Annotated in this window: 22 protein-coding genes and 1 tRNA gene; 13 read left to right on the plus strand and 10 right to left on the minus strand. The window is 70.6% G+C overall.

The features are described 5' to 3' along the window. Positions 1 to 74 precede the first annotated feature (74 nt). Both ACIRNI_RS11435 and ACIRNI_RS11440 read left to right on the plus strand, forming a co-directional pair. The gene (locus ACIRNI_RS11435; protein ID WP_403550478.1) at positions 75 to 962 is read left to right on the plus strand and encodes a helix-turn-helix domain-containing protein; all 888 of its coding nucleotides are present in this window, start codon (positions 75 to 77) and stop codon (positions 960 to 962) included. Positions 963 to 973: 11 nt separating this feature from the next. After that, positions 974 to 1,345 carry a chorismate mutase gene (locus ACIRNI_RS11440; RefSeq protein WP_356646436.1) on the plus strand — a complete coding sequence of 124 codons (372 nt, stop codon included), beginning with the start codon at positions 974 to 976 and terminating at the stop codon, positions 1,343 to 1,345. A gap of 49 nt (positions 1,346 to 1,394) precedes the next feature. Here ACIRNI_RS11440 and ACIRNI_RS11445 read toward each other — a convergent pair whose 3' ends face one another. After that, complete coding sequence (locus tag ACIRNI_RS11445; protein ID WP_403550480.1) at positions 1,395 to 2,099, minus strand: FadR/GntR family transcriptional regulator; 705 nt, start codon at positions 2,097 to 2,099, stop codon at positions 1,395 to 1,397. Positions 2,100 to 2,606: 507 nt separating this feature from the next. Here ACIRNI_RS11445 and leuA point away from each other — a divergent pair. The 5 genes from leuA to ACIRNI_RS11470 all read left to right on the plus strand — a co-directional run bounded on the left by leuA (position 2,607) and on the right by ACIRNI_RS11470 (position 10,270). Continuing rightward, positions 2,607 to 4,328 (plus strand): 2-isopropylmalate synthase, encoded by a 1,722-nt coding sequence (gene leuA, locus ACIRNI_RS11450; RefSeq protein WP_403550859.1) that lies wholly within the window; start codon positions 2,607 to 2,609, stop codon positions 4,326 to 4,328. Then, positions 4,325 to 4,807 (plus strand): YbaK/EbsC family protein, encoded by a 483-nt coding sequence (locus ACIRNI_RS11455; RefSeq protein WP_403550481.1) that lies wholly within the window; start codon positions 4,325 to 4,327, stop codon positions 4,805 to 4,807. Before leuA ends, ACIRNI_RS11455 begins: the two co-directional genes overlap by 4 nt. An 86-nt stretch (positions 4,808 to 4,893) precedes the next feature. Continuing rightward, a complete protein-coding gene (pepN, locus tag ACIRNI_RS11460; RefSeq protein WP_403550483.1) occupies positions 4,894 to 7,377 on the plus strand; it encodes an aminopeptidase N in 2,484 nt (827 codons plus the stop codon). Positions 7,378 to 7,484: 107 nt separating this feature from the next. Then, positions 7,485 to 8,912: a pyridoxal phosphate-dependent decarboxylase family protein gene (locus ACIRNI_RS11465; RefSeq protein WP_403550485.1), complete on the plus strand. Its 1,428-nt coding sequence runs from the start codon at positions 7,485 to 7,487 to the stop codon at positions 8,910 to 8,912. Further along, positions 8,909 to 10,270, plus strand: coding sequence for a lysine N(6)-hydroxylase/L-ornithine N(5)-oxygenase family protein (locus tag ACIRNI_RS11470; RefSeq protein ID WP_403550486.1), 1,362 nt, complete (start codon positions 8,909 to 8,911; stop codon positions 10,268 to 10,270). The genes ACIRNI_RS11465 and ACIRNI_RS11470 overlap by 4 nt, the downstream gene beginning before the upstream one ends. Before the next feature lie 6 nt (positions 10,271 to 10,276). On the opposite strand, the gene ACIRNI_RS11475 is transcribed toward ACIRNI_RS11470, so the two are convergent. Further along, entirely contained in the window at positions 10,277 to 12,076 is a 1,800-nt protein-coding gene (locus ACIRNI_RS11475) for a bifunctional metallophosphatase/5'-nucleotidase (protein WP_403550488.1), read from the minus strand. 112 nt (positions 12,077 to 12,188) lie between these two features. Here ACIRNI_RS11475 and ACIRNI_RS11480 point away from each other — a divergent pair, with 112 nt between their 5' ends. The 4 genes from ACIRNI_RS11480 to pyk all read left to right on the plus strand — a co-directional run bounded on the left by ACIRNI_RS11480 (position 12,189) and on the right by pyk (position 17,011). Continuing rightward, complete coding sequence (locus ACIRNI_RS11480; protein ID WP_403550490.1) at positions 12,189 to 12,887, plus strand: SIMPL domain-containing protein; 699 nt, start codon at positions 12,189 to 12,191, stop codon at positions 12,885 to 12,887. Positions 12,888 to 12,968: 81 nt separating this feature from the next. Further along, positions 12,969 to 14,081 carry a hypothetical protein gene (locus ACIRNI_RS11485; protein ID WP_403550492.1) on the plus strand — a complete coding sequence of 371 codons (1,113 nt, stop codon included), beginning with the start codon at positions 12,969 to 12,971 and terminating at the stop codon, positions 14,079 to 14,081. After that, positions 14,078 to 15,463: a toll/interleukin-1 receptor domain-containing protein gene (locus tag ACIRNI_RS11490; RefSeq protein WP_403550494.1), complete on the plus strand. Its 1,386-nt coding sequence runs from the start codon at positions 14,078 to 14,080 to the stop codon at positions 15,461 to 15,463. Before ACIRNI_RS11485 ends, ACIRNI_RS11490 begins: the two co-directional genes overlap by 4 nt. A gap of 120 nt (positions 15,464 to 15,583) precedes the next feature. Further along, complete coding sequence (gene pyk / locus ACIRNI_RS11495) at positions 15,584 to 17,011, plus strand: pyruvate kinase (protein WP_403550496.1); 1,428 nt, start codon at positions 15,584 to 15,586, stop codon at positions 17,009 to 17,011. A 12-nt stretch (positions 17,012 to 17,023) separates the two neighbouring features. On the opposite strand, the gene ACIRNI_RS11500 is transcribed toward pyk, so the two are convergent. After that, the gene (locus ACIRNI_RS11500) at positions 17,024 to 17,785 is read right to left on the minus strand and encodes a transcriptional regulator (RefSeq protein WP_403550498.1); all 762 of its coding nucleotides are present in this window, start codon (positions 17,783 to 17,785) and stop codon (positions 17,024 to 17,026) included. 111 nt (positions 17,786 to 17,896) lie between these two features. Next, a tRNA-Leu gene (locus tag ACIRNI_RS11505) sits at positions 17,897 to 17,971 on the minus strand. Between the two features lie 100 nt (positions 17,972 to 18,071). Here ACIRNI_RS11505 and ACIRNI_RS11510 point away from each other — a divergent pair. Continuing rightward, positions 18,072 to 18,725, plus strand: coding sequence for an ANTAR domain-containing response regulator (locus ACIRNI_RS11510; protein WP_403550500.1), 654 nt, complete (start codon positions 18,072 to 18,074; stop codon positions 18,723 to 18,725). Between the two features lie 35 nt (positions 18,726 to 18,760). On the opposite strand, the gene ACIRNI_RS11515 is transcribed toward ACIRNI_RS11510, so the two are convergent. The 6 genes from ACIRNI_RS11515 to ACIRNI_RS11540 form a co-directional block, all read right to left on the minus strand. After that, a complete protein-coding gene (locus ACIRNI_RS11515; RefSeq protein ID WP_403550502.1) occupies positions 18,761 to 19,489 on the minus strand; it encodes a thioesterase II family protein in 729 nt (242 codons plus the stop codon). Further along, a complete protein-coding gene (locus tag ACIRNI_RS11520; RefSeq protein ID WP_403550504.1) occupies positions 19,486 to 20,472 on the minus strand; it encodes a DMT family transporter in 987 nt (328 codons plus the stop codon). The genes ACIRNI_RS11515 and ACIRNI_RS11520 overlap by 4 nt, the downstream gene beginning before the upstream one ends. Then, a complete protein-coding gene (locus tag ACIRNI_RS11525; RefSeq protein WP_403550506.1) occupies positions 20,459 to 21,094 on the minus strand; it encodes an alanyl-tRNA synthetase in 636 nt (211 codons plus the stop codon). The genes ACIRNI_RS11520 and ACIRNI_RS11525 overlap by 14 nt, the downstream gene beginning before the upstream one ends. A gap of 98 nt (positions 21,095 to 21,192) precedes the next feature. Beyond that, positions 21,193 to 22,149: a chlorinating enzyme gene (locus tag ACIRNI_RS11530; protein ID WP_403550508.1), complete on the minus strand. Its 957-nt coding sequence runs from the start codon at positions 22,147 to 22,149 to the stop codon at positions 21,193 to 21,195. 139 nt (positions 22,150 to 22,288) lie between these two features. Beyond that, positions 22,289 to 22,543: a phosphopantetheine-binding protein gene (locus ACIRNI_RS11535; RefSeq protein WP_403550510.1), complete on the minus strand. Its 255-nt coding sequence runs from the start codon at positions 22,541 to 22,543 to the stop codon at positions 22,289 to 22,291. 1 nt (position 22,544) lies between these two features. Further along, a complete protein-coding gene (locus ACIRNI_RS11540; RefSeq protein WP_403550512.1) occupies positions 22,545 to 24,197 on the minus strand; it encodes an amino acid adenylation domain-containing protein in 1,653 nt (550 codons plus the stop codon). Between the two features lie 288 nt (positions 24,198 to 24,485). On the opposite strand from ACIRNI_RS11540, the gene ACIRNI_RS11545 reads away from it, so the two are divergent. Continuing rightward, the gene (locus ACIRNI_RS11545; protein ID WP_403550514.1) at positions 24,486 to 25,970 is read left to right on the plus strand and encodes a cation:proton antiporter; all 1,485 of its coding nucleotides are present in this window, start codon (positions 24,486 to 24,488) and stop codon (positions 25,968 to 25,970) included. The last annotated feature ends 81 nt before the right edge of the window (positions 25,971 to 26,051 follow it).

Genomic DNA, 26,051 nt, shown 5'->3' on the forward strand with positions numbered 1-26,051 from the left:
CGGTCCATGGACAAAGATCAGCGCTGGTTGGACGCAAAAACGGTTCGCCGAGGGTTCGTCGGGAGGGGCGGGGCATGTACCACACCTGGATGCGCTTCTTCACGCCCGGCCCGCTCCACCAGCGCCTCGGCCTGGTCTGCCTCGGTGTCGGCCTCCAGCACGGCACCCTGCCCACGGTCGGCCCCCGCACCCTCGACCACCACGTCGCCGTCGTGATCAACGCGGGCGGCGGCTGGTACCGCTGCCCCGACGGGCGGCGTCTGACGGTCACCGCGCCCGCGCTGCTCTGGCTCACCCCCGGCGTACCGCACCACTACGCCCCCGACCCGGCCACCGGCTGGGACGAGGGCTTCGTCGACTTCACCGGGCCCGTCACCGCCACGTACACCGAGCTCGGCTACATCGAGCCCGACCGGCCCGTCGTGCCGCTCGCCGACGCGGGCCCCGCCCGCTCCGTCATCGGCCGCATCGCGCGCGCCGCCCGGCGCGGCAACCCGCTCCTGGAGGTGGAGACCGCCGCCGCCGTCCATGAACTCCTCGTCACCCTGCGCCGCGCCCGCGCCGACACCAACGCCGACGGCGCCCCCGTCCTGGAGGCCCTCGCCCGTGACGCCTTCCAGCCCCTGTCGGTCGCCGAGCACGCGGCCCGGCACGGCATGACCCCCGCCGAGCTGCGGACGGCGGTACGGCGCGGCGCCGGGTGCAGCCCCAAGGACTACCTCCTCGGCATCCGGCTCGGCCGCGCCAAGGAGCTCCTCGCCGGCACCGAGCTGCCCGTCGCGGCGGTCGCGCGCCGCGTCGGCTACGACGACCCGGCGTACTTCTCGCGGCTGTTCACCCGGCGCGTCGGCACCGCTCCGATCCGCTTCCGCGAGCAGCAGGGGCGTACCGTCCCCGGTGGCTGGAGCACCCGCGTTCCAGATCCCGAACACCCGCCGACGATCGAGTCCGGTCCCGTCTAAGCTCGCTCATCATGAGCACCAGCGACATCGACGGCATCGGCGGCACCGGGGGGACCGGTGGCACCGTCGACGACTCCGTCCACGACTCCGTCCGCGAGGAACTGGCCGAGCTGCGGGCCAGCATCGACAACATCGACGCGGCCGTCGTGCACATGCTGGCCGAGCGGTTCAAGTGCACCCAGCGGGTGGGCCACCTCAAGGCCCGGCACCACCTGCCCCCGGCCGACCCGGCCCGCGAGGCCCGCCAGATCGCCCGGCTGCGGCAGCTGGCGGAGAGCGCGAAGCTCGACCCGGCGTTCGCCGAGAAGCTGCTGAACTTCATCATCGCGGAGGTCATCCGCCACCACGAGACCATCGCGACCGCCTCGGCCCCGGACGCGTGACGCACTCGGACGCGTGACGCACACGGGCTTCTGAAGGGGCGGACTTTCGTCACTCGCCGTGCAGCAGCGCCAGCGTCGCCTCCATGTCCGCCCGGAGCGCGCCGCTCGCGCCGTCCGCGTCGCCCCGGCGTACCGCCTCCACCAGCTCCGCGTGCAGGTCGGCGCTGTGGCCCGGCTCCCGCTCGCGCAGGTCGAGCAGCTGCACCAGGCCGATCAGGCCCTCCCGCAGCGCCGGCACGAACTCCTTGAACAGGTCCGTCAGCACGGGGTTGTGCGCGGCCGCCACCACCGCCGCGTGCAGCGAGATGTCCGCGTCCACGAACGCCGCGTCGTCGCCGCCCGCCGCCTCGGTCCGCGCCGCCAGCGCCGCGTCCATCGCCGCCAGGTCCGCCTCCGTACGGCGCGCCGCGGCCAGCCGCGCCGCCTGCACCTCCACCATCGCGCGCACCTCGTACACATCGGTGACCGCCGCGCGGCGCAGCCGGGCCGCCCAGTCCTCCACCGGCACCGCCGGCTCGGTCGCGACGACGAACACGCCGGCGCCCTGCCGCGGCCGCAGCAGCCCCGCGCCGGCCAGGAGCCGCACCGCCTCGCGGACCGTCGAGCGGCCGACGCCCAGCTCCTTGGCGAGCGTCGTCTCGCCGGGCAGCTTGGTGCCCACCGGCCAGTGCCCGCCCGTGATCTGCCCGCGCAACCGCTCCGCGGCCTGTTCGACCAGGGGGCTGGGGCGCAGCGCGCCGAGACCCGACGACATCCCTTTCACCTCTCAGCTTGTCTGAGGAGTTGTTCCATGATTACTGTACCCGGCATGAAGCTGCGTGGTCTCCTTCTCGGCCGCCGCGGCGGGGCCTGACGCGACCGGCACCCCGCCGCGGCGTCAGGCCCTGCGCGGTCGGTCTTGCCGGGCTCTCGTGCCCTGGCACGCACTCCCCCAGAGCTTCGCCTGGGGGGCACCCCCAGCCCGCGTTGTCGTCAGTCGCCAATGGCCCCCGTAGCCCTTCGGGCAACGGGGGAGGCTCCTTCCTCCGCCTTGCAGCTGCACGCTCCCCCTCGGCTTCGCCCGGGGGGACCCCCAGTCCCCGCTCGCTTATCCGGCCTGACCGACCGCGCAGGACCTGAGCCGGCCGGTCAACTCCGGTCCGACAGAAGAGGCTTCATGTCGTACGCCCCCGATGCCCCCGATGCCCCCGGCGCCACCGACGCCACCCGCACCGCCGGCATCCGCACCGCCCCCGCCTGGAACCCGCAGCGCGGCGGTGCCATGCCGAGCCACCGCTACCGCCCCGCCCACGCCCGCGTCCCCCTCCCCGACCTCACCGACCGCACCTGGCCCACCCGCACCATCGACCGCGCCCCCCTCTGGGTCCCCGTCGACCTCCGCGACGGCAACCAGGCGCTCGCCGAACCGATGGACACGGCGCGCAAGCGCCGCATGTTCGACCTCCAGGTCGCCATGGGGTTCAAGGAGATCGAGGTCGCCTACCCCTCCGCGAGCCGCACCGACTTCGACTTCGTACGGCACCTCGCCCAGAGCGACGCCGTACCGGACGACGTCACCGTCGTCGTCTTCACCCCCGCCCGCCCCGACCTCATCGAGCGCACCTTCGAGGCCATCGACGGCCTGCCCCGCACCGTCGTCCACCTCTACACCGCCACCGCGCCCATCTGGCGCGACATCGTCCTGGGCCGAAGCCGCGACGACATCCACACCCTCGTCCGCGACGCCGCCACGCTCATCGCCAAGCTCGCCGACGCCCGCCCCGCCCAGGACGTCCGCTTCCAGTACTCACCCGAGGTCTTCAACGCCACCGAACCCGACTACATCCTGGAGCTCTGCGACGACCTCACCGGCCCCGCCCTCTGGGACGCCTCACCCGACCGCCCCGTCACCCTCAACCTCCCCGCCACCGTCGAGATCGCCACCCCCAACGTCTACGCCGACCAGATCGAGTACACGCACCGCAACCTGGCACGGCGCGACGCCGTCATCCTCTCCGTCCACCCCCACAACGACCGCGGCACCGGCGTCGCCTGCGCCGAACTCGCCCTCCTGGCCGGGGCCCAGCGCGTCGAGGGCTGCCTCTTCGGCAACGGCGAGCGCACCGGCAACGTCGACCTGGTCACCCTCGCCCTCAACCTGCACACCCAGGGCGTCGACCCCCAGCTCGACCTCTCCGACATCGACGCCGTCCGCCGCACCGTCGAACACTGCAACCGCCTGCCGGTCCACGAGCGCCACCCGTACGCCGGCGACCTCGTCCACACCGCCTTCTCCGGCACCCACCAGGACGCCATCAAGAAAGGCCTCGCCCACCACACCGCCCGCGCCGCCGCCCTCGGCGTCCCGCCGGAGCAGGCCCCCTGGGAGGTCCCGTACCTGCCCATCGACCCCGCCGACATCGGCCGCGACTACGAAGCCGTCATCCGCGTCAACAGCCAGTCCGGCAAGGGCGGCATCGCCTACCTGCTGCACACGGCGTACGGGCTCGACCTGCCCCGCCGCCTCCAGATCGACTTCTCGCGCGTCGTCCAGCACGCCACCGACGACAGCGGCGAGGAGGCCACCGCCCCGCAGCTGTGGGACCTCTTCCACGCCACCTACCTCGCCCCGTACGAGCACGGCCCGCTGACCCCCGCCGCCTGGCACACCACCGAAACCGCCCCCGGACACCACACCTTCCACGCCACGCTCCCCGACGGACGCGAGGTGACCGGCACCGGCAACGGCCCGCTCTCCGCGCTCACCGACGCCCTCGCCACCGCCGGGACCCCCGTCGACATCCGGCACTACGCCGAGCACGCCACCGGCACCGGCCCCGACAGCCCCGCCGTCGCCTACGCCGAATGCCGCGTCGGGGACACCACCCTGTGGGGCGTGGGCCGCGACACCTCCGTGCTCACCGCCTCCGTACACGCCGTGATCGCGGCGGCCCACCGCGCCCACGCCCACACCGACACCCATATCGAAGGGACCGCCCGATGAGCGAGCTCCCCGCCCGCAGCCGCCTCGTCGCCGACGCGCTCGCCGCGGCCGGCGCCCCCGGCGCCGTCCGCGAGCTGCCCGGCTCCGCCCGTACCGCCGCCGAAGCCGCCGCCGCCCTCGGCTGCGACATCGGCGCCATCGCCAACAGCCTCGTCTTCCACGCCGACGGCACCCCCGTCCTCGTCATGACCAGCGGCAGCCACCGCGTCGACACCACCGCCCTCGCCGCCCGCCTCGGCCTGCCCGCGCTCCACCGGGCCACCCCCGAGCAGGTACGCGCCGCCACCGGCCAGGCCATCGGCGGCGTCGCCCCGATCGGCCACCCCACCCCCCTGCGCACCGTCGTCGACACCGCGCTCGCCGACCACCCGCGCGTCTGGGCGGCGGCCGGACACCCGCGCACCGTCTTCCCCACGACGTACGAGGAACTCCTGCGCCTCACGGGCGGCACCGCGCACCCCGTGACCGCGACCCCCTAGGGGGTGTCCGGGCTCGGGTCCGCCGTCCGCTCAGCCGTGAGAAGAACTCGCGTGTCCGGCGTTCAACCATCGGGCAGCATGGGCCCATGCCCGTACTGACGCGCGACGAAGCGCAGACCCGAGCCCGGTTCCTCGACGTCCAGCGGTACACGATCGACCTGGACCTCACCACCGGCGACGACACCTTCGACTCGACCACCGTCATCCGGTTCACCGCCCGCACCCACGGCGACACCTTCGTCGAGCTCAAGCCCGCCACCCTCCGGGCGCTCACCCTCGACGGGCAGCCCCTCGACCCCGAGGCGCTCGTCGACAACCGCTACCCCCTCACCCTCACCGAGGGCCCGCACGAGCTGCGCGTCGACGCCGCCATGCGCTACTCGCGCACCGGCGAGGGCATGCACCGCTTCACCGACCCCAGCGACGGCGAGACCTACGCCTACACCCAGCTGTTCATGGAGGACGTCCAGCGCGTCTTCGCCGCCTTCGACCAGCCCGACCTCAAGGCCGTCTTCGAGCTGACCGTCACCGCGCCCGACGGCTGGACCGTCCTCGCCAACGGCATCACCACCCCCCAGGGCGACGGCCGCTGGCACGCCGCCCCCACCCCCCTCATCTCCACCTACCTCGTCGCCGTCGCCGCCGGCCCCTGGCACTCCATCCGCACCGAACACGCCGGACTGCCCTTCGGCATCCACTGCCGCCGCTCCCTCGCCCCCCACCTCGACGCCGACGCCGACGAGATCCTCGACGTCACCCGGCAGTGCTTCGACCGGTACCACGAGAAGTTCGAGGAGCCGTACCCCTTCGACTCCTACGACCAGGCCTTCGTGCCCGAGTTCAACGCCGGCGCCATGGAGAACCCCGGCCTGGTCACCTTCCGCGACGAGTTCGTCTACCGCTCCGCCGTCACCGTCACCGAGCGCCAGACCCGCGCCATGGTCATCGCCCACGAAATGGCCCACATGTGGTTCGGCGACCTCGTCACCCTCAAGTGGTGGGACGACATCTGGCTGAACGAGTCCTTCGCCGAGTACATGGGCTACCAGACCATCAACGAGGCCACCACCCGCTACCCCGACACCTGGGTCGACTTCGGCGTCGCACGCAAGGCCTGGGGATACGACGCCGACCAGCGGCCCTCCACCCACCCCGTCGCCCCCGACCCCGACGCCGTCCCCGACACCGCCTCCGCGATGCTCAACTTCGACGGCATCTCCTACGCCAAGGGCGCCTCCGCGCTGCGGCAGCTCGTCGCCTGGATGGGCGAGAAGGACTTCCTCGCCGGCATCAACGCCCACTTCGCCCGCCACAAGTTCGGCAACGCCACCCTCGCCGACTTCATCGACAACCTCGCCTCCACGACCGACCGCGACATCCACGGCTGGGCCGAGGCATGGCTGCGCACCACCGGCGTCGACACCCTCACACCCGCGTACGACCCGGCCGACGGCACCCTCGCCGTCCAGCGCACCGGCAGCCGCCCGCACCGCGTCACCGTCGGCCTGTACGACCGCGAACTCGGCGACGGAACCCAGTTGGTGCTGCGCGAGCGCGTCGAGCTCGACGTCCCACAGGAAGCCCCGGCGACCATCCCCGGCCCCCGCCCGGCCCTCATCGTCCTCAACGACGGCGACCACACCTACGCCAAGATCCGCCTCGACCAACACTCCGAGGAGCCCGCCTTCCGCAACCTCTCCGGCATCCCCGACGCCCTCACCCGCGCCGTCGTGTGGAACTGCCTGCGCGACATGGTCCGCGACGGCGAACTCCCGCCCACCGAGTACCTGCAGACCGCCCGCGCCCACCTCCCCGAGGAGAAGGACCTCGCCATCGTCCAGGGCGTCCTCGGCTTCGCCTCCACCCAGGTCGCCGACCGCTACCTCACCCCCGAGACCCGGCCCGACGCCCTCGCCCTCCTCACCGACCTCACCCGCGACCTCATCCGCCGCACCGAGGACGGCACCGACCCGGGCCTCCGCCTCACCGCCGTACGCCACCGCATCGACGCCGCCCGGCAGCCCGGCACCCTCCAGGGCTGGCTCGCCGAAGGCGCCGTCCCCGGCGGCCCCGACCTCGACCCCGAACTCCGCTGGCGCATCCTGGCCCGCCTCGCCGCCCTCGGCGCCACGGACGAGGACGCCATCGCCGCCGAACTGGACCGCGACCCCAGCGCCACCGGCCAGGAAGGCGCCGCCCGCTGCCGCGCCGCCCTCCCAACCCCCGATGCCAAAGCAGCCGCCTGGGAGCGGATGTTCACCTCCGACGCGCTCTCCAACTACCTGTTCACCGCCACCGCACAAGGCTTCTGGCAGCCCGAACAGGCCGACCTCGTACGGGAGTACGTGCCCCGCTTCTACCCCGACGCCATCGCCCTCGCCGACCGCCGCGGCCCCGCCATCGCCGAGGCCGCCGGCCGCTACGCCTTCCCCGCCCACGCCGTCGACGCCGACAACCTGCGCCTCGGCGAGGAGCACCTGGCGGCCGGCACGATGATCCCGGCGCTGCGCCGCAAGCTCGTCGACCAGCTCGACGACCTGCGCCGCGCCCTGCGCGTCCGGGAGGCATAGCAGCAGCGGCACCCTGGGGCGTACGTCTCCCCACGGGCGTCCCACTTTCGGGTTGTGATCGCCCCGCACCGGACCCACCCGGTGCGGCGGCGGTCCACGCTGGCCCCATGAGCACCCCGTCCCTCGCCGGAGGTCCCGCAGGCCCCGACGCACTGCGCCCCCTCGTCGACACCGTGCTCGACGCCCTCCACACCGGCACCACCGCCCGCGGCGGCCCCCTGCCCCCGGGCGGCCCCGCCGCCGTCACGGCCTACCTCCACCAGACCCTGAGAGGGCAGGAGCCGGCGACCTCGGAGGGCCTCGGGACGGAACCCCTCATCCCCCCCACCGGCACCGGCCCCCACGAAGCCCTCCGCACCCTCACCCACGCCCTCGCCTACGGCGCCGCCGACCCCGCGCACCCCCACTGCGCCGCCCACCTCCACACACCGCCGCTCGCCCTCGCCGTCGCCGCCGACCTCGCGGCCGCCGCGCTCAACCCGTCCCTCGACTCCTGGGACCAGGCCCCCGCCGCCTCCGCGCTCGAAGAACTCGTCACCCGCGCCCTCGCCACCGAGGTCCACCCCACCGGACCCGACCCCGACGCACTCGTCACCACCGGCGGCACCGAGGCCAACCAGCTCGCCCTGCTCCTCGCCCGCGAGCGCCACGGCGCGTTCGGCGCCACCGTGCAGACCGTCTGCGCCGCGAACGCCCACCACTCCCTCCACCGCGCCACCTGGCTCCTCGGCCTGCCCGAGCCCGTCACCGTGCCCGCACCCGGCGGCACCCTCGACCTCACCGCCCTCGAAGCCGTCCTCACCGGACTGCGCGGCCCCGTCCTCGTCGCCGCCACCGCCGGCACCACCGACACCGGCCGCATCGACCCCCTCCCCGAGATCGCCGACCTGTGCGACGCCCACGGCGCCGACCTCCACATCGACGCCGCCTACGGCGGCCCGCTGCTCTTCAGCCCAACCCGCCGCCCCCTCCTGACCGGCCTCGACCGCGCCACCACCGTCACCCTCGACCTGCACAAACTCGGCTGGCAACCACTCGCCGCCGGCCTCCTCGCCGTACCCGACCGCGCCCTCCTGCGGCCCCTCGCCCACACCGCCGAATACCTCAACGCCGACGACGACACCGAAGCCGGCCTGCCCGACCTCCTCGGCCGCTCCCCGCGCACCAGCCGCCGCCCCGACATCCTCAAGATCGCCGTCACCCTCCGCGCCCTCGGCCGCTCCGGACTCGGCGCCCTCGTCGACCAGGTCTGCACCACCGCCCAGCACCTCGCCGACCTCGTCGAGAAGAGCCCCGCCCTGGAGCTCTACGAACGCCCCACCCTCTCCACCGTCCTCTTCCGCCCCACCGGCGCCCCCGACACCACCGTCGCCGCCGTCCGCCGCACCCTCCTCACCGAAGGCCGCGCCGTCCTCGGCCGCGCCCGCACCGCCGACGGACGCCTCTGGCTCAAGGCCACCCTCCTCAACCCCCACACCACCCCCGACGACCTCGCACAACTCCTCGACCTCGTGGAAGGCAGCACCACCCGATGACCGAACACCCCCACACCACCGAATACCCCCACGACCTCGTGGGCATCGGCATCGGCCCCTTCAACCTCTCCCTCGCCGCCCTCGCCCACGGCGTCCCCGGCGGCCTCGCCACCGCCTTCTACGAACAGCGCCCCGCCTTCCACTGGCACCCCGGCCTCCTCATCGAGAGCGCCACCCTCCAAGTCCCCTTCCTCGCCGACCTCGTCACCCTCGCCGACCCCACCAGCCCCTGGACCTTCCTCAACTACCTCCGCGGCCGCGAGCGCCTCTACCCCTTCTACTTCTCCGAGCGGTTCCACATCCACCGCGCCGAATACGACGCCTACTGCCGCTGGGTCAGCGACCACCTCCCCGGACTCCACTTCGGCCACCAGGTCGACGCCGTCCGCTGGAACCCCGAACGCGACGTCTTCGAAGTCGACTACACCCAGCTCGACGCCGACGGCCACGCCGAAGCCCCCGGCCGCACCCACGCCCGCCACCTCGCCCTCGGCATCGGCACCGAGCCCTACATCCCCGAACCGCTCAGGCCCCTCGCCGCCGCACCCGCCGTCCCCGTCCTCCACTCCGCCGACTACCTCCACCACCGCGACCGCCTCATCGCCGCCGACCACGTCACCGTCATCGGCTCCGGCCAGTCCGGCGCCGAGATCTTCCTCGACCTCCTGCGCGCCCGCCCCGCCGGCGCCGAGAAGATCCACTGGCTCGCCCGCACCGAGGCCTTCGCCCCCATGGAGTACTCCAAACTCGGCCTGGAGCACTTCACCCCCGACTACACCCGCTACTTCCACGCCCTGCCCGAGCAGGTCCGCAACGACCTCGTCCCCCGCCAGTGGCAGCTCCACAAAGGCATCGACACCGACACCATCGCCGCCATCCACGACGAGCTCTACCGCCGCACCCTCCACGGCGGCTGGCCCGACGCCGTCCTCACCCCCGGCGTCCACGTCCGCACCGCCGGACGCCTCGCCACCACCAAGGTCGAACTGCACGTCGAACACATCCAGCAAGGCACCCGCGACCGCATCGTCACCGACGCCGTCGTCCTCGCCACCGGCTACCGCCAACGCCCCCTCGAACGCGTCCTCGCCGGCCTCGACCCCTACATGCGCCGCGACTCCACCGAACGCCCCCGCGTCGACGACCAGTACCGCCTCGTCCTCGACCCCTCCGTCACCGGCGCCGTCTACGTACAGAACGCCGAAACCCACACCCACGGCGTCGGCGCGCCCGACCTCGGCCTCGCAGCCTGGCGCGCCGCCACCATCCTCAACTCGCTCACCGGCAAGGAGCCCTACCCGCTGCCCGGACGGACCGCGTTCACCACCTTCGGCCTCCCCGACCAGCGGAAACGTTAGAGAACGTCAGAAGACGGGGACACCGTCCCGCGTCAGCCTCCACCCCACCGCGGCAAAGGCGGCCGGATCGATCGCCCCCTGCGCCTGCACCCACTGGATGATCGTGTTACGGATCTCCTCCGAGTTCGACCACACCTGCTTCGCCGAAGCGACGTGCGGGAACGCTCCACCGCCACTCGCCCGGTAGTTGTTCACCGCCAGCACGAACCGCGCCCCCGGGTCCAGCGGCTTCCCCTCGAAGGACAGATTCACGATCCGCGAACCCACCGGCTGCGCGATGTCGATCTCGTACGTCAGCCCGTACACCGCGTCGTAGTTGTAGTCCGGCGTACCGTCCGCGTTCGTCAGCTTCGCCGTCTCCACCGGCGCACCCGCCGCGGTCCGGACGTAGTACTTCGCCGAGTACTCCAAGTACTCCTTCAGCTGCGCACCCGTCAGCAGCCGCGCCTCCAGCGTGTTCTCGAACGGGTACAGACCCGCCGCGTCCCGGATCGTCACCTGCCCCGCCGGAATCCGCGCCGTCCGCGAGAAGCACGACGCCTGCGACAGCACCGGCAGCGCCGCGTATTCGCCGCCCGCCAGCGCCGCCCTCACCGTCTCCGCCTGCACATGGTTGATCAGATCGATGATCGGCTCGTCCTTCCACGGCGCATCCGCCGTGGACATCGCGACCGGCGACGTACCGATCACCTGGTTGACGTACGCCACGACCTTCGCGTGCTCGTCACCGAGCAGCTTCACGATCTCCGGGTCCTCCTCGACCGTGTTCGAGTTCAGCACCGAGGCGCCGACCCTCTCCACGACCCAGCGGCCCCTGCGCCACACCACCTCGAAGTCGAACAGCGTCAGCCGCTGCCCCCACTTCAGCGGCTCCGACAGCACGACGTCCTTGCCCGTCTCCTTGTTCCTCACCCGGTACTCCGGGATCTCGGTGTGCGCGTGCCCGACCAGGATCGCGTCGATGCCCGGCACCTGCTCGGCCACGAGCGCCGCCGCGTTCTCGATGTACGGCAGCTGGTCCCCGTACGACGACGTCCCGCTGGACCCCGAGTGCGCCGACACGATCACCACGTCCGCACCCATCGCCCGCAGCTTCGGCACCCACTTCGCGGCCTGCTCCTCCAGCCCCGGGAAGACCATCTTGCCGCCGACGTTCGCCTTGTCCCAGATCGCGATCCCCGGGTTCGTCAGCCCCAGCACCGCCACCCGCACATCCCGCCCGCACGGCGTACACAGCCGGTGCATGCTGTACGGCGGGAACGCGGGCCGCAGCGTCTTCGCGTCCAGCGCGTTCGCGCCCAGCAGCGGGAAGTCGCACTGGTCCTGGAACTTCCGCAGCACCGGTATGCCGTAGTTGAACTCGTGGTTACCGAGCGCCGCCGCGTCGTACCCGATGGCGTTCATGGCCTGCGCCATGGGGTGCACCGGGCCGCGCTCGGCCGTGATCGGATCCACCTTGGCGTAGTAGTACGCCAGCTGCGTGCCCTGGATCGTGTCGCCCGCGTCGATGAGCAGCGTGTTGCGCCGCCCCTTCGCCGCGCGGACCTGCTCGACGAGCGTGGAGATCTTCGCGAGACCGACGTCGTTGCGCGCCTTGTCGTCGAACTCCCTGTCGGTGAAGTAGTCCCAGTTGAAGACGTTCCCGTGCAGGTCGGTGGTGCCCATGACGGTGAAGGAGTACCGCTTGCCCTTCCCGTCCTTCCCCCCACCCTGCGCCACGGCCGGGCCCGCGGCGGACCCCGCCAAGGCCACACCGGCACCGGCGGCGGCCGACCGCTCCAGGAAGGTCCTACGGTTCAGCGGCATGTGATCTCCTTCGATTCTCCGTGCACAACGCGCGTAGATTCTGTCGTACGGCGGCCCCCGGAAACAGGCCCCGCAAGGTTTCGATCCGATGACCACGAGGAAGTGACGGGCCATGACCAGCGACCTGCCGTACGGAACCGCCCAAGCCCCCCGCGTCGCCGTGCGCGGCGAAGCCCGCCTCGAAGTCGACCCCGAAATCGCGCGCATCGGCATTTCCGTCGGCGCCCGCGGCACCGACCGCCGCAGCGCCCTCGAAGACCTCACCCGCCGCAACACCACCGTCCTCGAACTCGTCAAGTCCTACGGCGACGCCGTCGAGAAACTGGAGACCGGAGCCTTCTCCATCAGCCCCGAACTCACCAAACGCGGCAAAGGCGAACGCGTCCGCGCCTACCACGGCCGCGTCCACCTCACCGCCGAACTCTCCGACTTCACCGCCCTCGGCGAACTCACCACCCGCCTCGCCGACCTCGAACTCACCCGCGTCGACGGCCCCTGGTGGGCCCTGCGCCCCGACTCCCCGGCCCACGGCGCCGCCCGCCGCCAAGCCGTCAAGGAAGCCGTCCAACGCGCCCGCGAATACGCCGACGCCCTCGGCACCCGCCTCGCCGCACTCGTCGAACTCGCCGACCTCGGCGCCGAGAACGCCCCCTCCTACCCCCTGAGGCCCAACGCCCCAGGCTCCGCACCCCGCATGGCCTTCGCCGCCGAAGCCACGGAGATGGCCCCCGCCCTCGACCTCGAACCCCAGCGCCAGACCGTCACCGCCCAGGTCAACGCCCGATTCACCATGCACCCCCCGGAGTTGTAGCCGCGCCCCGTTTGGCCCCCGCAGCGGCAAGGAAGGCTCACTCATCTGCTCGGCAGACCACGAGGCGCTTGGGGGAACGCGATGAGACGGCTGATCGCAGTAGTGGGAAGCGCGGACCCCGCCCGCGCCTACGACCCGCCACTGGCCCACGCCGAGACCGCCTCACCGGCGTGCGAGCAGATCGGCAGGGCGCTCGCCGAAGCCGACTGCGACCTCATGGTCTACTCCAGCGAAGCCCAGTTCGTGGAGGACCAGGTCGTCACCGGCTACCTGTCCGCGGCCGACAGCCCCGCCGGAACCATCCACGTCCGCCCGCCGTACGGGGACGGCGAGAAGGACTTCCCCCTCCTCACCGAACGCCCCGAGATGTTCGACATCCGCTACGAATCCGGCGAGAACTGGGAAACCAGCTTCTACCGCTCCCTGAGAGAAGTGGACGGCGTCATCCTCGTCGGCGGAGGACGATCCACCCTCGTCACCGGCATGGTGTGCCTCGCCTTCGACGTCCCCGTAGCGGCGGTGGCCTGCTTCGGCGGAGCCGCCCGCAAAGTCTGGGACACCATGAACCGCGCCGGACACCACGCCACGCCGGAGGAAGTGTCCGCCATGGGCGCCGAATGGAGCGACACCTCGGCGCCCACCCTCATACGGCTGCTCCTCGCCCAACACCAGCGCCGGGACGCCCAGCGCAACCGGCAAAACCGCCTACGGCTCGGGGAGGCCTGGCGCAGCGCCCTCGGCATCACCATCGGCCTCCTGCTGCTCTGCCTCGGACTGGCGATGATCCCGCTCACCTACGCCGTCAGCTCGAACGCCTTCGTCAACGTCACGGCGCTCGTGGCCGGAGCCCTGGCCACCGGAACATCCGGAGCCATCACCCGCAACGCCTTCGACCACGGCCTCCACTGGGCCAGGACGGCCGCACTCGGCATGTCCGCCGGCGCCATCTCCTTCCTCCTCTTCGTCTCCGCACAACTGGCGGCCTCGCCCGAGATACTCACCGGAGACGGCGCACGGCGCCTGCTGTTCTTCGTCCTCACCGTCGGCTTCGTATCCGGCTTCACCTTCGACGCCGTCTACGGCCGCCTCAAGCAGACCGAAGCACCGGCGACAGGCCAGCCGCAGACGCCCGCCGTACCCGCGCCCTCCCCGTCCCCGGCCGCACCACCCCCCGACACCGGGAGCGGAGGATGACCACCGACGCATCCGACACCGGAGCCCGCCGCCTCGGCGTCTTCCTCAGCCACCGCTACCACTCCCCGGCGGAGAACCAGTACTTCTGGCGCCTGCTGAGCTCCGTCGAAGACGTCTCCTTCCGCGTCGACGAAGGCATCTCCTTCACCAGCACCGTCCGACTCGAACGCATGATCAGGGACGCGCACGGATTCGTCGGCATCTACCCCCTCCCCGGCGGACCGAGGGAGACCTACACCCGGACACTGCTCCGCCACGAAGCCCGCTACTTCCGCCTCGAACTGAGCATGGCCGTCCGCGCACGCAAGCCCGCGATCGTCTTCCACGACCACCGCCTCGTCCCCGCCCTCAAAGCCCCCTCCGACGTCCGCCTCATCGAGTACGACGCCCAGGAGATCGGCTCCGCGACCCCCTCCTCCGTCCCCACCAAGGTCACCACCGCCTACCGCGCCTTCATGGCCGACCTCCACGACGCCACCACCACGGCAACCGGCCACGCCTACCACAAACGCCTCGTGGGACTCATCGTGTCACCACCACACCAACAGACCCTGGTCCCGGCCCTCACCGAACTGCTCCACGAACACGCCTGGGAACCGATGACCCTGCCCTGGCCTCCCCGGATGAACCTCGACCTCATCACCCGCCTGCGCCAGTGCGACTGGCTCGTCATCGACCTCGACGACCCCGCCTCCCGCATGGCCGCCGCCTACACCCACGGCCAGTTCATCCCCACCCTGCCGATCACCTCCACCACCGACGTACCCGGCGAAGACACCCTGTACGGCGACGTCGAAACCGGACACAGGCGCGCCCTCATCCGCTGGTCCGACCCCGCGGACCTGGAGCGCGCGTTCGACATCCACCTCAAGGTGACCGACGAGCCCGCACGCTACATCGGCGGAGCCGACCAAGCCGTCGACTACTTCCGCACGGCCGCGAAACGCAGCGAACGCGTCTTCCTCAGCTACGCCGCGGAAGACGACGAGCGGGCCGCGGAATTCTCCCGCCTCCTCGGCGACAGATTCCAGCACGTCTTCGACTACCGCGCCTCCCGCGCCATCCCCGTCGGCGAACCCTGGATGGACACCCTGCTCACCGGCCTCGCCCGCTCCGCGGTCGGAGTGCTGCTCATCTCGGACGCGTACCTGTCGAGCACCTACTGCCTCCTGGAGGCACGCGAGCTCTACCGCGCCGCGGTGGAGGGCCGCGCCACCCTCGTACCCGTACGCCTCGACGGGGCGCGCATGCCCGACTTCCTGGAAAGCACGCAGTACCGGAACATCCACCGGTATTCACCGAAGGAGATCGTCGACGAACTGGTCTCGACGCTGCGCAAGCGGGAGAACGCCCCCCGCCGCCCGGACACCCCACCCTCATAAATGCTCATCAGAGCATCCCCCCGCACAATTCAACACTTGTCAATAGCCCTTCACGCAAAGGTTGTTGAGTCGTCATGCGGGACCAATTCTCTACCCGTCGGTAGGCCCTAGGGTCGGACCATGCGCCGAGCAAAAATCGTCTGTACCCTGGGGCCCGCCACCGACACATACGACCAGATCAAGACACTGGTCGAGGCCGGAATGGACGTCGCCCGCCTCAACCTCAGCCACGGCTCGTACGCCGAGCACGAGGAGCGCTACGAGCGTGTACGCAAAGCCTCCGACGAAACCGGCCGCAGCGTCGGCGTCCTGGCCGACCTTCAAGGCCCGAAGATCCGGCTCGGACGCTTCCGCGAAGGCCCCGTACTCCTTGAACGCGGCGACACCTTCACCATCACCGTCGAACCCGTAGAAGGCGACCGCCACCTCTGCGGCACCACCTACGCGGGCCTCGCCGACGACGTCACCCCCGGCGAGCGCATCCTCGTCGACGACGGCCGCGTCACCCTCGAAGTCACCTCCGTCGACGGCCCCCGCGTCCAGACCACCGTCACCGAAGGCGGCATGGTCTCCGACAACAAGGGCCTCAACCTCCCCGGCGTCGCCGTCTCCGTCCCCGCCCTCTCCACCAAGGACGTCGAAGACCTTCGCTGGGCCCTGCGCACCGGCGCCGACGTCATCGCCCTCTCCTTCGTACGTAGCGGACGCGACATCGAGGACGTCCACCGCGTCATGGACGAGGAAGGCCGCCGCGTCCCCGTCATCGCGAAGATCGAGAAGCCGCAGGCCGTCGAGAACATCGACGACATCGTCGCCGCCTTCGACGGCATCATGGTCGCCCGCGGCGACCTCGGCGTCGAAATGCCGCTGGAGCAGGTACCCATCGTCCAGAAGCGCGCCATCAAGCTCGCCAAGCGCAACGCCAAACCGGTCATCGTCGCCACCCAGATGCTCGACTCGATGATCGAGAACTCCCGCCCCACGCGCGCCGAGGCCAGCGACGTCGCCAACGCCGTCATCGACGGCACCGACGCCGTCATGCTCTCCGGCGAGACCAGCGTCGGCCGGTACCCCATCGAGACCGTCCGCACGATGAGCCGCATCGTCGAAGCGGCCGAGGAGGACATCCTCGCCAAGGGCCTGACCCCCCTCACCGACCGCAACAAGCCCCGCACCCAGGGCGGCGCCGTCGCCCGCGCGGCCGCCGAGATCGGCGACTTCCTCGACGCCAAGTACCTCGTCGCCTTCACCCAGTCCGGCGACACGGTCAAGCGCCTCTCCCGCTACCGCTCCCCGATCCCGCTCCTCGCCTTCACCCCGGCCCCGGCCACCCGCTCCCAGCTCACCCTCACCTGGGGCGTCGAGACCTTCCTCGGCCCGCACGTGGAGTCCACGGACGCGATGGTCGCCCAGGTCGACGAGCAGCTGACCCGGATCGGCCGCTGCCGCGAGGGCGACCTGGTCGTGATCACCGCCGGCTCCCCGCCGGGCGTCCCGGGCTCCACGAACCTGGTCCGCGTCCACCGCATCGGCGACCGGGTGGCGTAGCCCCGGTTCGCGTCAGTACTTCGGCCCGACGTGGGCGTCCATGAGCGCGACGGACGCCCGTCGGGCGACGGAGAGGTTGTACGCGTTGGTCTGCGCCCATGCGACGCCGACGGCATCGAGGGCGTCCGTGAACAGCTTCCGGATGTCCTCGGACTTGTTGGTGAAGAAGTACCTCGGGTACTCGTAGCGCTTCCGCTCGCCGCCGATGACGCGAGTGGTCCAGTTGGTGATCCGGCAACCGTCGGAATGGATGAGGCCCCGGATGAACTCCCAGGGGTGGGCGTCGACGATCTGCCGCTGCCAGTCTGCGAGGGCGATGGGGCGCTCGTGCTTCTTGCCGGGGCCGTGCTGGGGGAAGAGGCAGGGCCAGTGCTTGCTGGCACAAGCAACGGCGACGTACCCCTGCGCCTTGACGCGGAAGACGCTGTTGTCCGGGCGTAGAGACCGCATCGCTGTTTCGCACGCATCGATCAGCCCCGGCCAGCTGTTGGAGCATGCGATGCGCAGGACGTAGACGCCCCTGCGGTGTGCGCTGATGCAGCCATCGCCCAGATAGAGCCCCAGGAGGTACGCGTACGCCTGTGGGTCGCCCGGCGGTCCGGGGGCGTCCCGGCACCTTGGGCAGGGTTCACCGGTGCGGACGAGGGGCTCGATCCGGGTTTGCCAGGCGCGGATGGCGGCACGCGATATGCCGGTCTCCTTGCTGACGGAGTTCAGGCTGCGGCCCTGGCCGACCAGCGCGAGCGCCTGCTTGCGCGTCTGCATGTCGTACATGCAGACGAGGATTGCCGCCGAGTCTTCCGGCGGTGCGGGGAAAGGGAGTCCAGTTACCGAAATCGAGTGAGCTTGTGAACCGGAACCGCGACCATGGAATCGAAGGAAAAGTGCCCCGGGTCGGACTCGAACCGACACTGTATGGGTTTTGAATCCATTGCCTGCTGCCAATTGGGCTACCGGGGCTCGCAGAATCGAAGGTTTACCTCGACCCGCCGCGTGTCCACCATACCGCAGCTAGGTAGGCTCATGGGGAGCTGTACCAGCCTTGGAACGAGGAGCCTACGTGACCGCCCCCGAGTCGCCCCAGCCCGTCGCCGACGACGACAAGTCGCACGTCCCGCCGCTGACGACCCGCGTCGTCATCGCCGAGGACGAGGCCCTCATCCGCCTCGACCTGAAAGAGATGCTCGAGGAGGAGGGGTACTCCGTCGTCGGCGAGGCCGGTGACGGTCAGCGCGCCGTCGAGCTGGCGCGGGAGCACCGGCCGGACCTCGTGATCCTGGACGTGAAGATGCCCGTCCTCGACGGGATCTCCGCCGCCGAGAGGATCGCCGAGGAGTCGATCGCCCCGGTGCTGATGCTCACCGCCTTCTCCCAGCGGGACCTGGTCGAGCGGGCGCGGGACGCCGGGGCCATGGCGTACCTGGTGAAGCCGTTCAGCAAGAGCGATGTGGTGCCGGCCATCGAGATGGCGGTGTCGCGGTTCGCGGAGCTGAAGGCGCTGGAGAAGGAGGTCGCCGACCTCTCGCAGCGGCTGGAGACGCGCAAGCTGGTGGACAGGGCGAAGAGCATCCTGCAGACGCAGTACGGGCTGACGGAGCCGGCCGCGTTCCGGTGGATCCAGAAGACGTCGATGGACCGGCGTATGTCGATGCAGCAGGTCGCGGAGGCGGTCATCGAGGACGCCGAGGAGAAGAAGGCCGCGAAGGGGCAGTGACGGCCGGCCCGGCCGGGGTTTCCCCGGCCGGGTGGTCAGGCGGGTTGGGCGACGGTGGCGGTGAGCCGTCGTGTGATCAGGTCCGCGAGGGCGGGTGCCTGGTCGGTGAGGTAGAAGTGGTCGCCGGGGAAGGGCGCCATGTCCGTCGTGGAGGCGGAGCTGCATCGCCACATGGTCAGCTGTCGCTGGTCGAAGGAGTCCTCCGTGCCGTAGCAGACGACGAGGGGGCTCTCGGTGACGTTGTGGCTGAGGTTGCGGACGAACGTGTCGCAGACGCCGAAGTCGGCCCGCATGACGCGGGCGGTGCGCTGTCGTAGCTGTTCGTGGGCGAGGATCTGGGGGTCCAGGCCGCCGAAGCGTGCGCCGGTGCGGAGGATGTCCTCGTCGTCGGCTTGGAGTGGGTCTCCCTCGAAGAGGGGGACGGCGCATTGGGGTCCGGCGTTGGCCGAGGCGAAGAGGATGGTGCACTGGGCGGGGGAGGCGTCCCTCTCCAGTTTCGCGGCGAGGGCCAGCGCGAGGTAGGCGCCCATGCTGTGGCCGAAGAGGGCGAAGTGGCCGGTGACGCCGGCGGCGGGGAGCTGCTCGGCGAGGTCGGTGACGGCTGCTTCGGCGGTGGTGAGGGGTTCCTCGCGCCAGCGGCGGCCGCGGCCGGGGAGCTCCAGGGGGACGGGGGTGATGGTCGGCGGGAGGGCGGCTATGAGGGGGGCGAAGACCTGGGCTGATCCGCCGGAATGGTGCAGCAGGACCAAGGGCGTGGGCTTCATTGGGGTGTCTCCGGTGGCTTCGTCGTGGGGCTGCCGTTGCGGTGGCGTGCGTCGACCCAGCGTCCCGCGATGGCCGACAGCAGGATGAGTCCGCCGCCGAGGATCTGGAGGGGCCCGAGGTGTTCGCCGAGGAGGATGACGGCGAAGACGGCTGCGAAGAAGGGCTCTGTGGAGAGGACCAGTCCTACGCGGGTGGGGCTGGAGGCGCGGGCGGCGTGCAGTTGTACGAGGAAGGCGAACGCGGTTCCGGCGATGCCGAGGTAGGCGATGACGAGCCAGGCGGATGTGGGGAGTTGGGTGATCTGTGCCCATGACCGGCCGGGCTGGAGGAGGGCCACCAGGAGGCCGCCGGCCGCGACGACCCAGAGTTCGATGGCGGTGACGCGGAGCAGGGAGAGGTCGCGGCCTTGGGTGCGGGCGCTGAAGAGGACGATCTGGCCGGCTCGGATGAGGGCGGCGGCGAGGATGATCAGGTCTCCGCTGCGTATGGACAGGCCTTGGTGGAGGGTGAGGAGGGCGCAGCCGGCGACGGAGAGGAGGGTGAGGGGGTAGATGGTGCGTGCGATGCGGACGCGTAGGAAGAGGCGTTCCGCGAGGGGCACGAGCATGACGGAGAGGGCGATGAGGAAGCCGGCGTTGGAGGCGAGGGTGTAGCGGACGCCGAGGGTTTCCAGGAAGAGGATGGCGAAGAGGAGGACGCCGAAGAGGCAGCCGAGGAGGAGTTCGTCGCGGGTGACGTGGCGCCAGAGGTGGAGGGAGAGGGCGGTGATGGCGAGGGCGCCGAGGGCGAAGCGGAGGAAGAGGAAGGCCGGTACGGAGATGTACTGGCCGGTCCACTGCATGGCGACGTAGGTGGAGCCCCAGACGATGGCGACGCCGAGGACGCCGAGGTCGGCCATCCAGGCGCGGGTGGGGCGGTCGGCTTTCGGGGGGTGCGGGAGGGGTGTGGTGTCGTGGGGGGCGGCGGCTTTAGAGGTGCTCAACGGTGTATCCCACCTTCAGCACACCGCTTTTGACCTTGATGGAGCGCAGGGAGAAGCCGGTGAGGCGGCCCAGTGAGGTGACGTGGGTGCCTCCGCAGGGGTCTTCTCCGATGCCGTCGATGGTGATGATCCGCTGGTCGCCGCGGTGGTCGGCGTGGACCTTGTGGTTGGCGGCGATGGCTTTGCGGGTCTGTTCCTCGACGGTGGCGGCGAGCTGCTGGAGGTCGGGTTTGCCGTCGCCGGCGTCGAATTCGATGCGGGCCTGGCCGGGGAAGTGGTTGCTGACACGATGGCGGAATCCCGCCTGTCGGATGAAGGAGTCGACGACGTGGCCGCAGGTGTGGAGGGCGGCGTGGCGGAGGCGTAGTTCTTCGTCGATGGTGGCGGTGACTTCGTCTCCGGTGGTGGCGTCGGTCTCGCAGGAGAGGCGGACGGTGTGGCCGGGCGTTTCGGGGTCCTTGAAGGGGCGTGCGGGTGCGGTGCCGACGGTGCCCGTGTCGCTGGGCTGTCCGCCGCCCTGGGGATGGAAGATGTTGTGTTCCAGCGTGATCCAGGGTCCCCGTTCGGTGCGTCCGGTTTCGAGGACGCGGGTGGTGACGCTGAAACGGTAGGTGTCTTCCAAGTACAGGTGATGCTGCCGCAACGGGGGCCTCCGGGCCTGGCTTTGTCATGGTGCCGCTGCCGGCGGGGTCGGGGTGCGGCCCCGCCGGCCTGCGGGGGTCAGAGTGAGCGCGGGACGAACTCGTAGCCGCGCTGACTGCGGGTGGCTATGCGGTTGATGCCGTACTCGTCTTTACCAGAAACGAGTACTGCCCCGTAGTTGTCGAGCGGGATGCCACCGCCGTATTCGGCCACTTCCTCGGTGCCGGGGTAGACCTGCACCTGGGTGGGGACGTAGCGGGCGGCGAAGCCCATGCGGTAGTCCTTCTTGCTGCCGGTGTGGGGGAGGGAGGCGTGCATGAGGGTGGACCAGAAGATGACGCACTCGCCGCGCTTCATGACGAGGGGGAAGGCCTGGGACTCGTCGGGCTTCCAGTTGGGGTCTTTCTGGAGCTGGCGGTAGTCGTAGCCGAAGAAGCCGCGCTTGACGCCGTCCTTTTCGATGCCGTTGACGGCGTCCGGGTTGTAGTCCATGGGCTTGGACTCGTCGTAGTTCATGTGGCGGTGGGTGCCGGGCATGAGCTGGAGGCAGCCGTTTTCCTTGGTGGAGTCGGTGAAGGCGGTCCAGACGGTGATGGTGCCGCCGAAGGCGGGCTGTCCGTCCTGGGAGGGCCAGAGGATCTGGGGCTTCTTGCTGGCGTTGGCGAAGGTGGAGGCCTGGTGCCAGTCGGTGCCTTCGTCGCCGGGGTACTTGGGGAAGAACTCGGTGCGCCAGCACAGGACGTCGGGGCCGAGGATGGAGGCGACGCGGTCGACGATCTCGGCCCTCATGATGTGTTCGGAGAGCAGGTCGACGTCGAGGTGGCGGTCGTAGTTGGAGATGTTGGTGACGCCGCCCAGGGCGTCGTTGGGGTAGATGGCGTGGGAGCGGTCCGGCAGCTGGCGCCGGATGGTGTTCCAGCGCTCTTCCATTTCCTCGGGCTCGTAGATCTTGATGGGGCCGATGTATCCGTCGCGCTCGAACTGCTCGAGCTGCTCGGGGGTGAGGCGGAAGTCGGTCTGTTCCGAGGTGGTCATGCGGGCTCGTCCATTCTCTTGCGACGTCGTGGGACGGTCGTGTGTACGGAGGAGTGGTTCGCTTCTCGGGTGCTGCCGGTCCCGGTGCTGCCGGGGTGTGGGGTTCAGTGGTGTGGGTCGGGGTGTGGGTTCGCGGGGCTCAGTTCAGGCGGCCGGCGAGTTCGGTGGCGGCTTCGGCGAGGGTGCCTTCGAAGAGGGTCTGGATGTCGTACTCGGCGCCGAAACGTTCCTTCGCCTGCTGGTTGAGCTGGAGGGCGAGCATGGAGTGACCGCCGAGGTCGAGGAAGTTGTCCTCCGCGCCGATCGCGGGGTCCTCCAGGAGCTCGGAGACCCAGCCGAGGGTCGCCTTCTGGACTTCGGCGGTGCGCGCCGAGGGGCTCAGGGTTTCCGACACTTCATTTCCTTTCTCGGAACGCTCGGAATGCCTGGACCACAGCGGTCCGGTCGACTTTTCCGTTGACGGTTCTGGGCAGTTGGGGGAGAGGGAAGTACCTGCCGGGGTGCATGTACGACGGCAGCCGTTCCTTGACGTGGGCGCGTAGGGCGCGGGCGTCCGGTGTCTCTGCTCCGGGTGGGGTGGCGTAGGCGCACACGAGGCGGCTGTCGCCGGGGGCGAACTCGTGCACGAAGACCACCGCGTCGAGGACGGCGGGATGGTCGCGTACGGCGCTTTCGACGTCGCTCAACTCGACGCGGTGGCCGCGGAGTTTGACCTGGAGGTCGGCGCGGCCGTGGTAGACGAGGTGGCCGTCGGGGCGGCGGGCGACCAGGTCGCCGGAGCGGTAGTAGCGGCGCGGTGTGCCGTCGGTGGGGTCCGGTGCGATGGGGAAGCGTTCGGCGTTGAGTTCTTCCCGGTGGAGGTAGCCCTCGGACACCTGGGTACCCGCCAGCCAGAGTTCTCCCGGTTCGCCGGGGTCCGCTTCGTGGCCGGCGTCGGTGACGATCCGGGCGTGCAGGCCGGGGAGGGGGTGGCCGATGATGGAGTCGTCGTCGGCGAGTTCCTGTTCGGTCCAGGTGTGGAAGGTGGCGTGGACGGTGGTCTCGGTGATCCCGTACATGTTGACGAGCCGGGGCCGGGTGGTTCCGTACTGCTTCGCCCAGGGCCGCAGTACGGGCGGGGTGAGTTTCTCTCCGCCGAAGACGATGTAGCGCAGGCTCGTCAGGTCGTGGCCGGAGTGCCGCGCGGCGTCGGCGAAGGCGCCGAAGGCGGTGGGGGTCTGGTTGAGTACGGTGATCCCGTGTTCCCGTACGGCTGTGAGGCATCCGTCGGTGGTGCGGGCGCTCCAGTGGGGGAGGATGACGAGTTCGGCCCCGGTGGAGAGGGGTCCCCAGATTTCCCACACGGAGAAGTCGAATGCCAGGGAGTGGAAGAGCAGCCACTTGTCGTCGGCGGTGAACTCGAAGAGCCGGGAGGTGGATTCGAGGAGGGCGACGACGCTTTCGTGGCGGACGGGTACGCCTTTGGGGCGGCCGGTGGTCCCGGAGGTGTAGATGACGTACGCGATGTCGTGCGGCCGGGGGCCGGAGTCCGCGGGTAAGGCCCGGGGGGCCGTGCTGTCGCGCAGGGCCGTGACCTCGTCCACGCTGATGACCGGCAGTCCGGGGGCGGAAAGGCCTGCGGTGTCTCCGACGAGGGCGGTGACGGCGCTGTCCTGGAGGATGAAGTCGTTCCGGGTGGGGGGATTGCGGGTGTCCAGCGGTACGTAGGCCGCTCCGCAGTGGAGGATGGCGAGGATGGCGGCGATGGCTTCCATGCTCGGCGGAATGCGTAGCGCCACCCGGTCGCCTCTGCGTATCCCGTGGGTGCGTAATGCGTCGGCGACGGCCAGGGACCAGTCGTTCAGGCGGGCGTAGGGGAGTGTTTCCCCTTCGAGCGTCAGGGCCCGGCGTGCGGGTGTTTTGCCGACGGTCGAGGTGAGGATTGAGGTCAGTGTCCGGTTCTCGTGTGTTTCTCCGAGGCCGGTGGGCGCCATCTCTGTCTTGCGCACAACGCTCCCTGGGGTCGGGGGAGTTGCTCGTGAAGAACGGAGTGCTTGAACGTCGGTCATGCTGCCACAAACAGTCGACGATCAATCAACTAGCGGCCCGATGTGGTCTTCGTCACAGTGTCGTTCGAGCTGGTCTGTTCATGCTTGACTTTCATTCGGTCATGTGACGCTGGCCTGGTCCCCATTCGGGGACAGGGACGGTTCCGACGTCTTGTCGGGCCGCGGCCCCCGGTGTTCTCCTCACGAAGATCCGCGCTTCCAGACGGTGTTCCTCGGTTCCATGGTGCGAGCGGCTTGTGCTCTTCCGCCTCGTTAAGCCTCCGTAATCAAGGAGATTCGTTCGTGGTGATGCGTTTTGCTGCCCGGCGCGACCGTCGCGCCCTCTACGTCGCGATAGGTGCCACGGTCGTCCTGCCGCTCGCGGTCATCGCCTTAGCCGCCGCCCGGGCCTCCGGTCCGGGTTCCGGGGCGGCGCGGGGCGGTGCTCCGGCCGGCGGGCTGGACGGTGCGGGCCACTTCCTCCTCGCGGCCGCGGTGGTGCTCGTCGCCGCGCACCTCGGCGGCGCCGCCCTGAAGGCCCTGGGGCAGCCACGGGTGATCGGTGAGATCTGCGCGGGTCTCCTGATGGGGCCGACCCTGCTGGGCTGGCTCGCCCCCGGGGCCACCGCCTGGCTCTTTCCCGCCCAGGCGCGGGACATGATGAGCGGACTGGCCCAACTCGGCCTGGTGGTCTTCATGTTCGGGGTGGGTCGGGAGCTGTCCACGATGCGGCTGCGCGGCGCGGCCGCCCGGAGCGTGCTCATCAGCCAGGCCTCGCTGTTCGTGCCGTTCGCCGCCGGCGTGGTGATCGCGCTGCCGCTCGTGGACGGCCATCTCGGGCCCGCCGGGCACCCGCTCGCCTTCGTCCTGTTCGTGGGCTGCGCCCTGAGCATCACGGCGTTCCCGGTGCTCGCGCGCATCCTCTCCGACATCGGCGCCACCAAGACGCGGACCGGGCAGCTCGGCCTGTTCTGCGCCGCGGTCGGTGACGCGGGCAGCTGGCTGCTGCTGACCGCGATCCTGGCGCTCTCGCACGGCGCCGGCCTGGGCCCGCTGGCCGTGCAGGCCCTTCTCCTGGCGGTCGTGGTGGCGGTCTGCCTCGGTCCGGTCCGGCTGCTTCTCGCGCGGTGGGCGGAGAAGAGGGACAGGGCGGACGGCGGCGGTGGCGTGGTGGCCATGCTCGTCGCGGGTGTCATGGCGGCGGCGGCGCTGACGGCGGCGCTCGGTGTCCACCAGCTCATCGGGGCCATGCTCGTGGGGCTGATGTGGCCCCGGCACCACCGGGTCGCGGCCGTGGCCGTGGAGGGCATGGCCGGCGTCGCCAAAACGATCCTGCTGCCGTTCTTCTTCTTCGGCTTCGGTCTCACCGTGAATCTGCGGGACCTGAGCTGGGGCGCCGGCACCCTGCTGACGCTCGTCGGCCTGCTGGTGTTCGCCATCGTGTCGAAGGTGGCGGGAGCGGGTGTCTGCGCCCGGTTGACGGGCATGCCGTGGCCCGCCGCCCTGGGGCTGGGCGTTCTGCTCAACGCCCGTGGCCTGACCGAGCTCGTGGTGATCCAGATCGGTCGCGAAGCGGGCCTGATCGATCACCGCATGGCCGGATTGCTCACCCTGGTCGCCCTGGTCACGACCGTGGTCACGAGTCCCGTGCTGCGCTGGATGGGGCCCCGCGCCCTGGGCGAGCAGCCCCAGCCGGACTCCGCGAAGGAAACGGTTCCGGCCGCCGTTGGCGCGGGTGAAGGGCCCGGACGGCTGGATCTTGTGGTTCGCTCTGACTTGTCCGATTCTCGGTAAGGTGCGTACCGCATTCCGCACATGACGCAGGTCACGGGCGGATCACACATCCTCAACCCACCTATACGGGTGGCTCATCAC

The organism is Streptomyces sp. NPDC093546, assembly GCF_044765045.1.
Lineage (GTDB): Bacteria > Actinomycetota > Actinomycetes > Streptomycetales > Streptomycetaceae > Streptomyces.

Excerpts from the sequence above, each read along its gene's own strand:
- ACIRNI_RS11530 (WP_403550508.1), bottom strand. The coding sequence starts at position 22,149 with ATGACCACCTCGGAACAGACCGACTTCCGCCTCACCCCCGAGCAGCTC.
- pepN (WP_403550483.1), top strand. The coding sequence starts at position 4,894 with ATGCCCGTACTGACGCGCGACGAAGCGCAGACCCGAGCCCGGTTCCTC.
- ACIRNI_RS11435 (WP_403550478.1), top strand. The coding sequence starts at position 75 with ATGTACCACACCTGGATGCGCTTCTTCACGCCCGGCCCGCTCCACCAG.
- ACIRNI_RS11455 (WP_403550481.1), top strand. The coding sequence starts at position 4,325 with ATGAGCGAGCTCCCCGCCCGCAGCCGCCTCGTCGCCGACGCGCTCGCC.
- ACIRNI_RS11500 (WP_403550498.1), bottom strand. The coding sequence starts at position 17,785 with ATGTACGACATGCAGACGCGCAAGCAGGCGCTCGCGCTGGTCGGCCAG.
- leuA (WP_403550859.1), top strand. The coding sequence starts at position 2,607 with ATGCCGAGCCACCGCTACCGCCCCGCCCACGCCCGCGTCCCCCTCCCC.
- ACIRNI_RS11540 (WP_403550512.1), bottom strand. The coding sequence starts at position 24,197 with ATGACCGACGTTCAAGCACTCCGTTCTTCACGAGCAACTCCCCCGACC.
- ACIRNI_RS11515 (WP_403550502.1), bottom strand. The coding sequence starts at position 19,489 with ATGAAGCCCACGCCCTTGGTCCTGCTGCACCATTCCGGCGGATCAGCC.
- ACIRNI_RS11465 (WP_403550485.1), top strand. The coding sequence starts at position 7,485 with ATGAGCACCCCGTCCCTCGCCGGAGGTCCCGCAGGCCCCGACGCACTG.
- ACIRNI_RS11440 (WP_356646436.1), top strand. The coding sequence starts at position 974 with ATGAGCACCAGCGACATCGACGGCATCGGCGGCACCGGGGGGACCGGT.
- ACIRNI_RS11470 (WP_403550486.1), top strand. The coding sequence starts at position 8,909 with ATGACCGAACACCCCCACACCACCGAATACCCCCACGACCTCGTGGGC.
- ACIRNI_RS11485 (WP_403550492.1), top strand. The coding sequence starts at position 12,969 with ATGAGACGGCTGATCGCAGTAGTGGGAAGCGCGGACCCCGCCCGCGCC.
- ACIRNI_RS11480 (WP_403550490.1), top strand. The coding sequence starts at position 12,189 with ATGACCAGCGACCTGCCGTACGGAACCGCCCAAGCCCCCCGCGTCGCC.
- pyk (WP_403550496.1), top strand. The coding sequence starts at position 15,584 with ATGCGCCGAGCAAAAATCGTCTGTACCCTGGGGCCCGCCACCGACACA.
- ACIRNI_RS11475 (WP_403550488.1), bottom strand. The coding sequence starts at position 12,076 with ATGCCGCTGAACCGTAGGACCTTCCTGGAGCGGTCGGCCGCCGCCGGT.
- ACIRNI_RS11445 (WP_403550480.1), bottom strand. The coding sequence starts at position 2,099 with ATGTCGTCGGGTCTCGGCGCGCTGCGCCCCAGCCCCCTGGTCGAACAG.
- ACIRNI_RS11545 (WP_403550514.1), top strand. The coding sequence starts at position 24,486 with ATGCGTTTTGCTGCCCGGCGCGACCGTCGCGCCCTCTACGTCGCGATA.
- ACIRNI_RS11490 (WP_403550494.1), top strand. The coding sequence starts at position 14,078 with ATGACCACCGACGCATCCGACACCGGAGCCCGCCGCCTCGGCGTCTTC.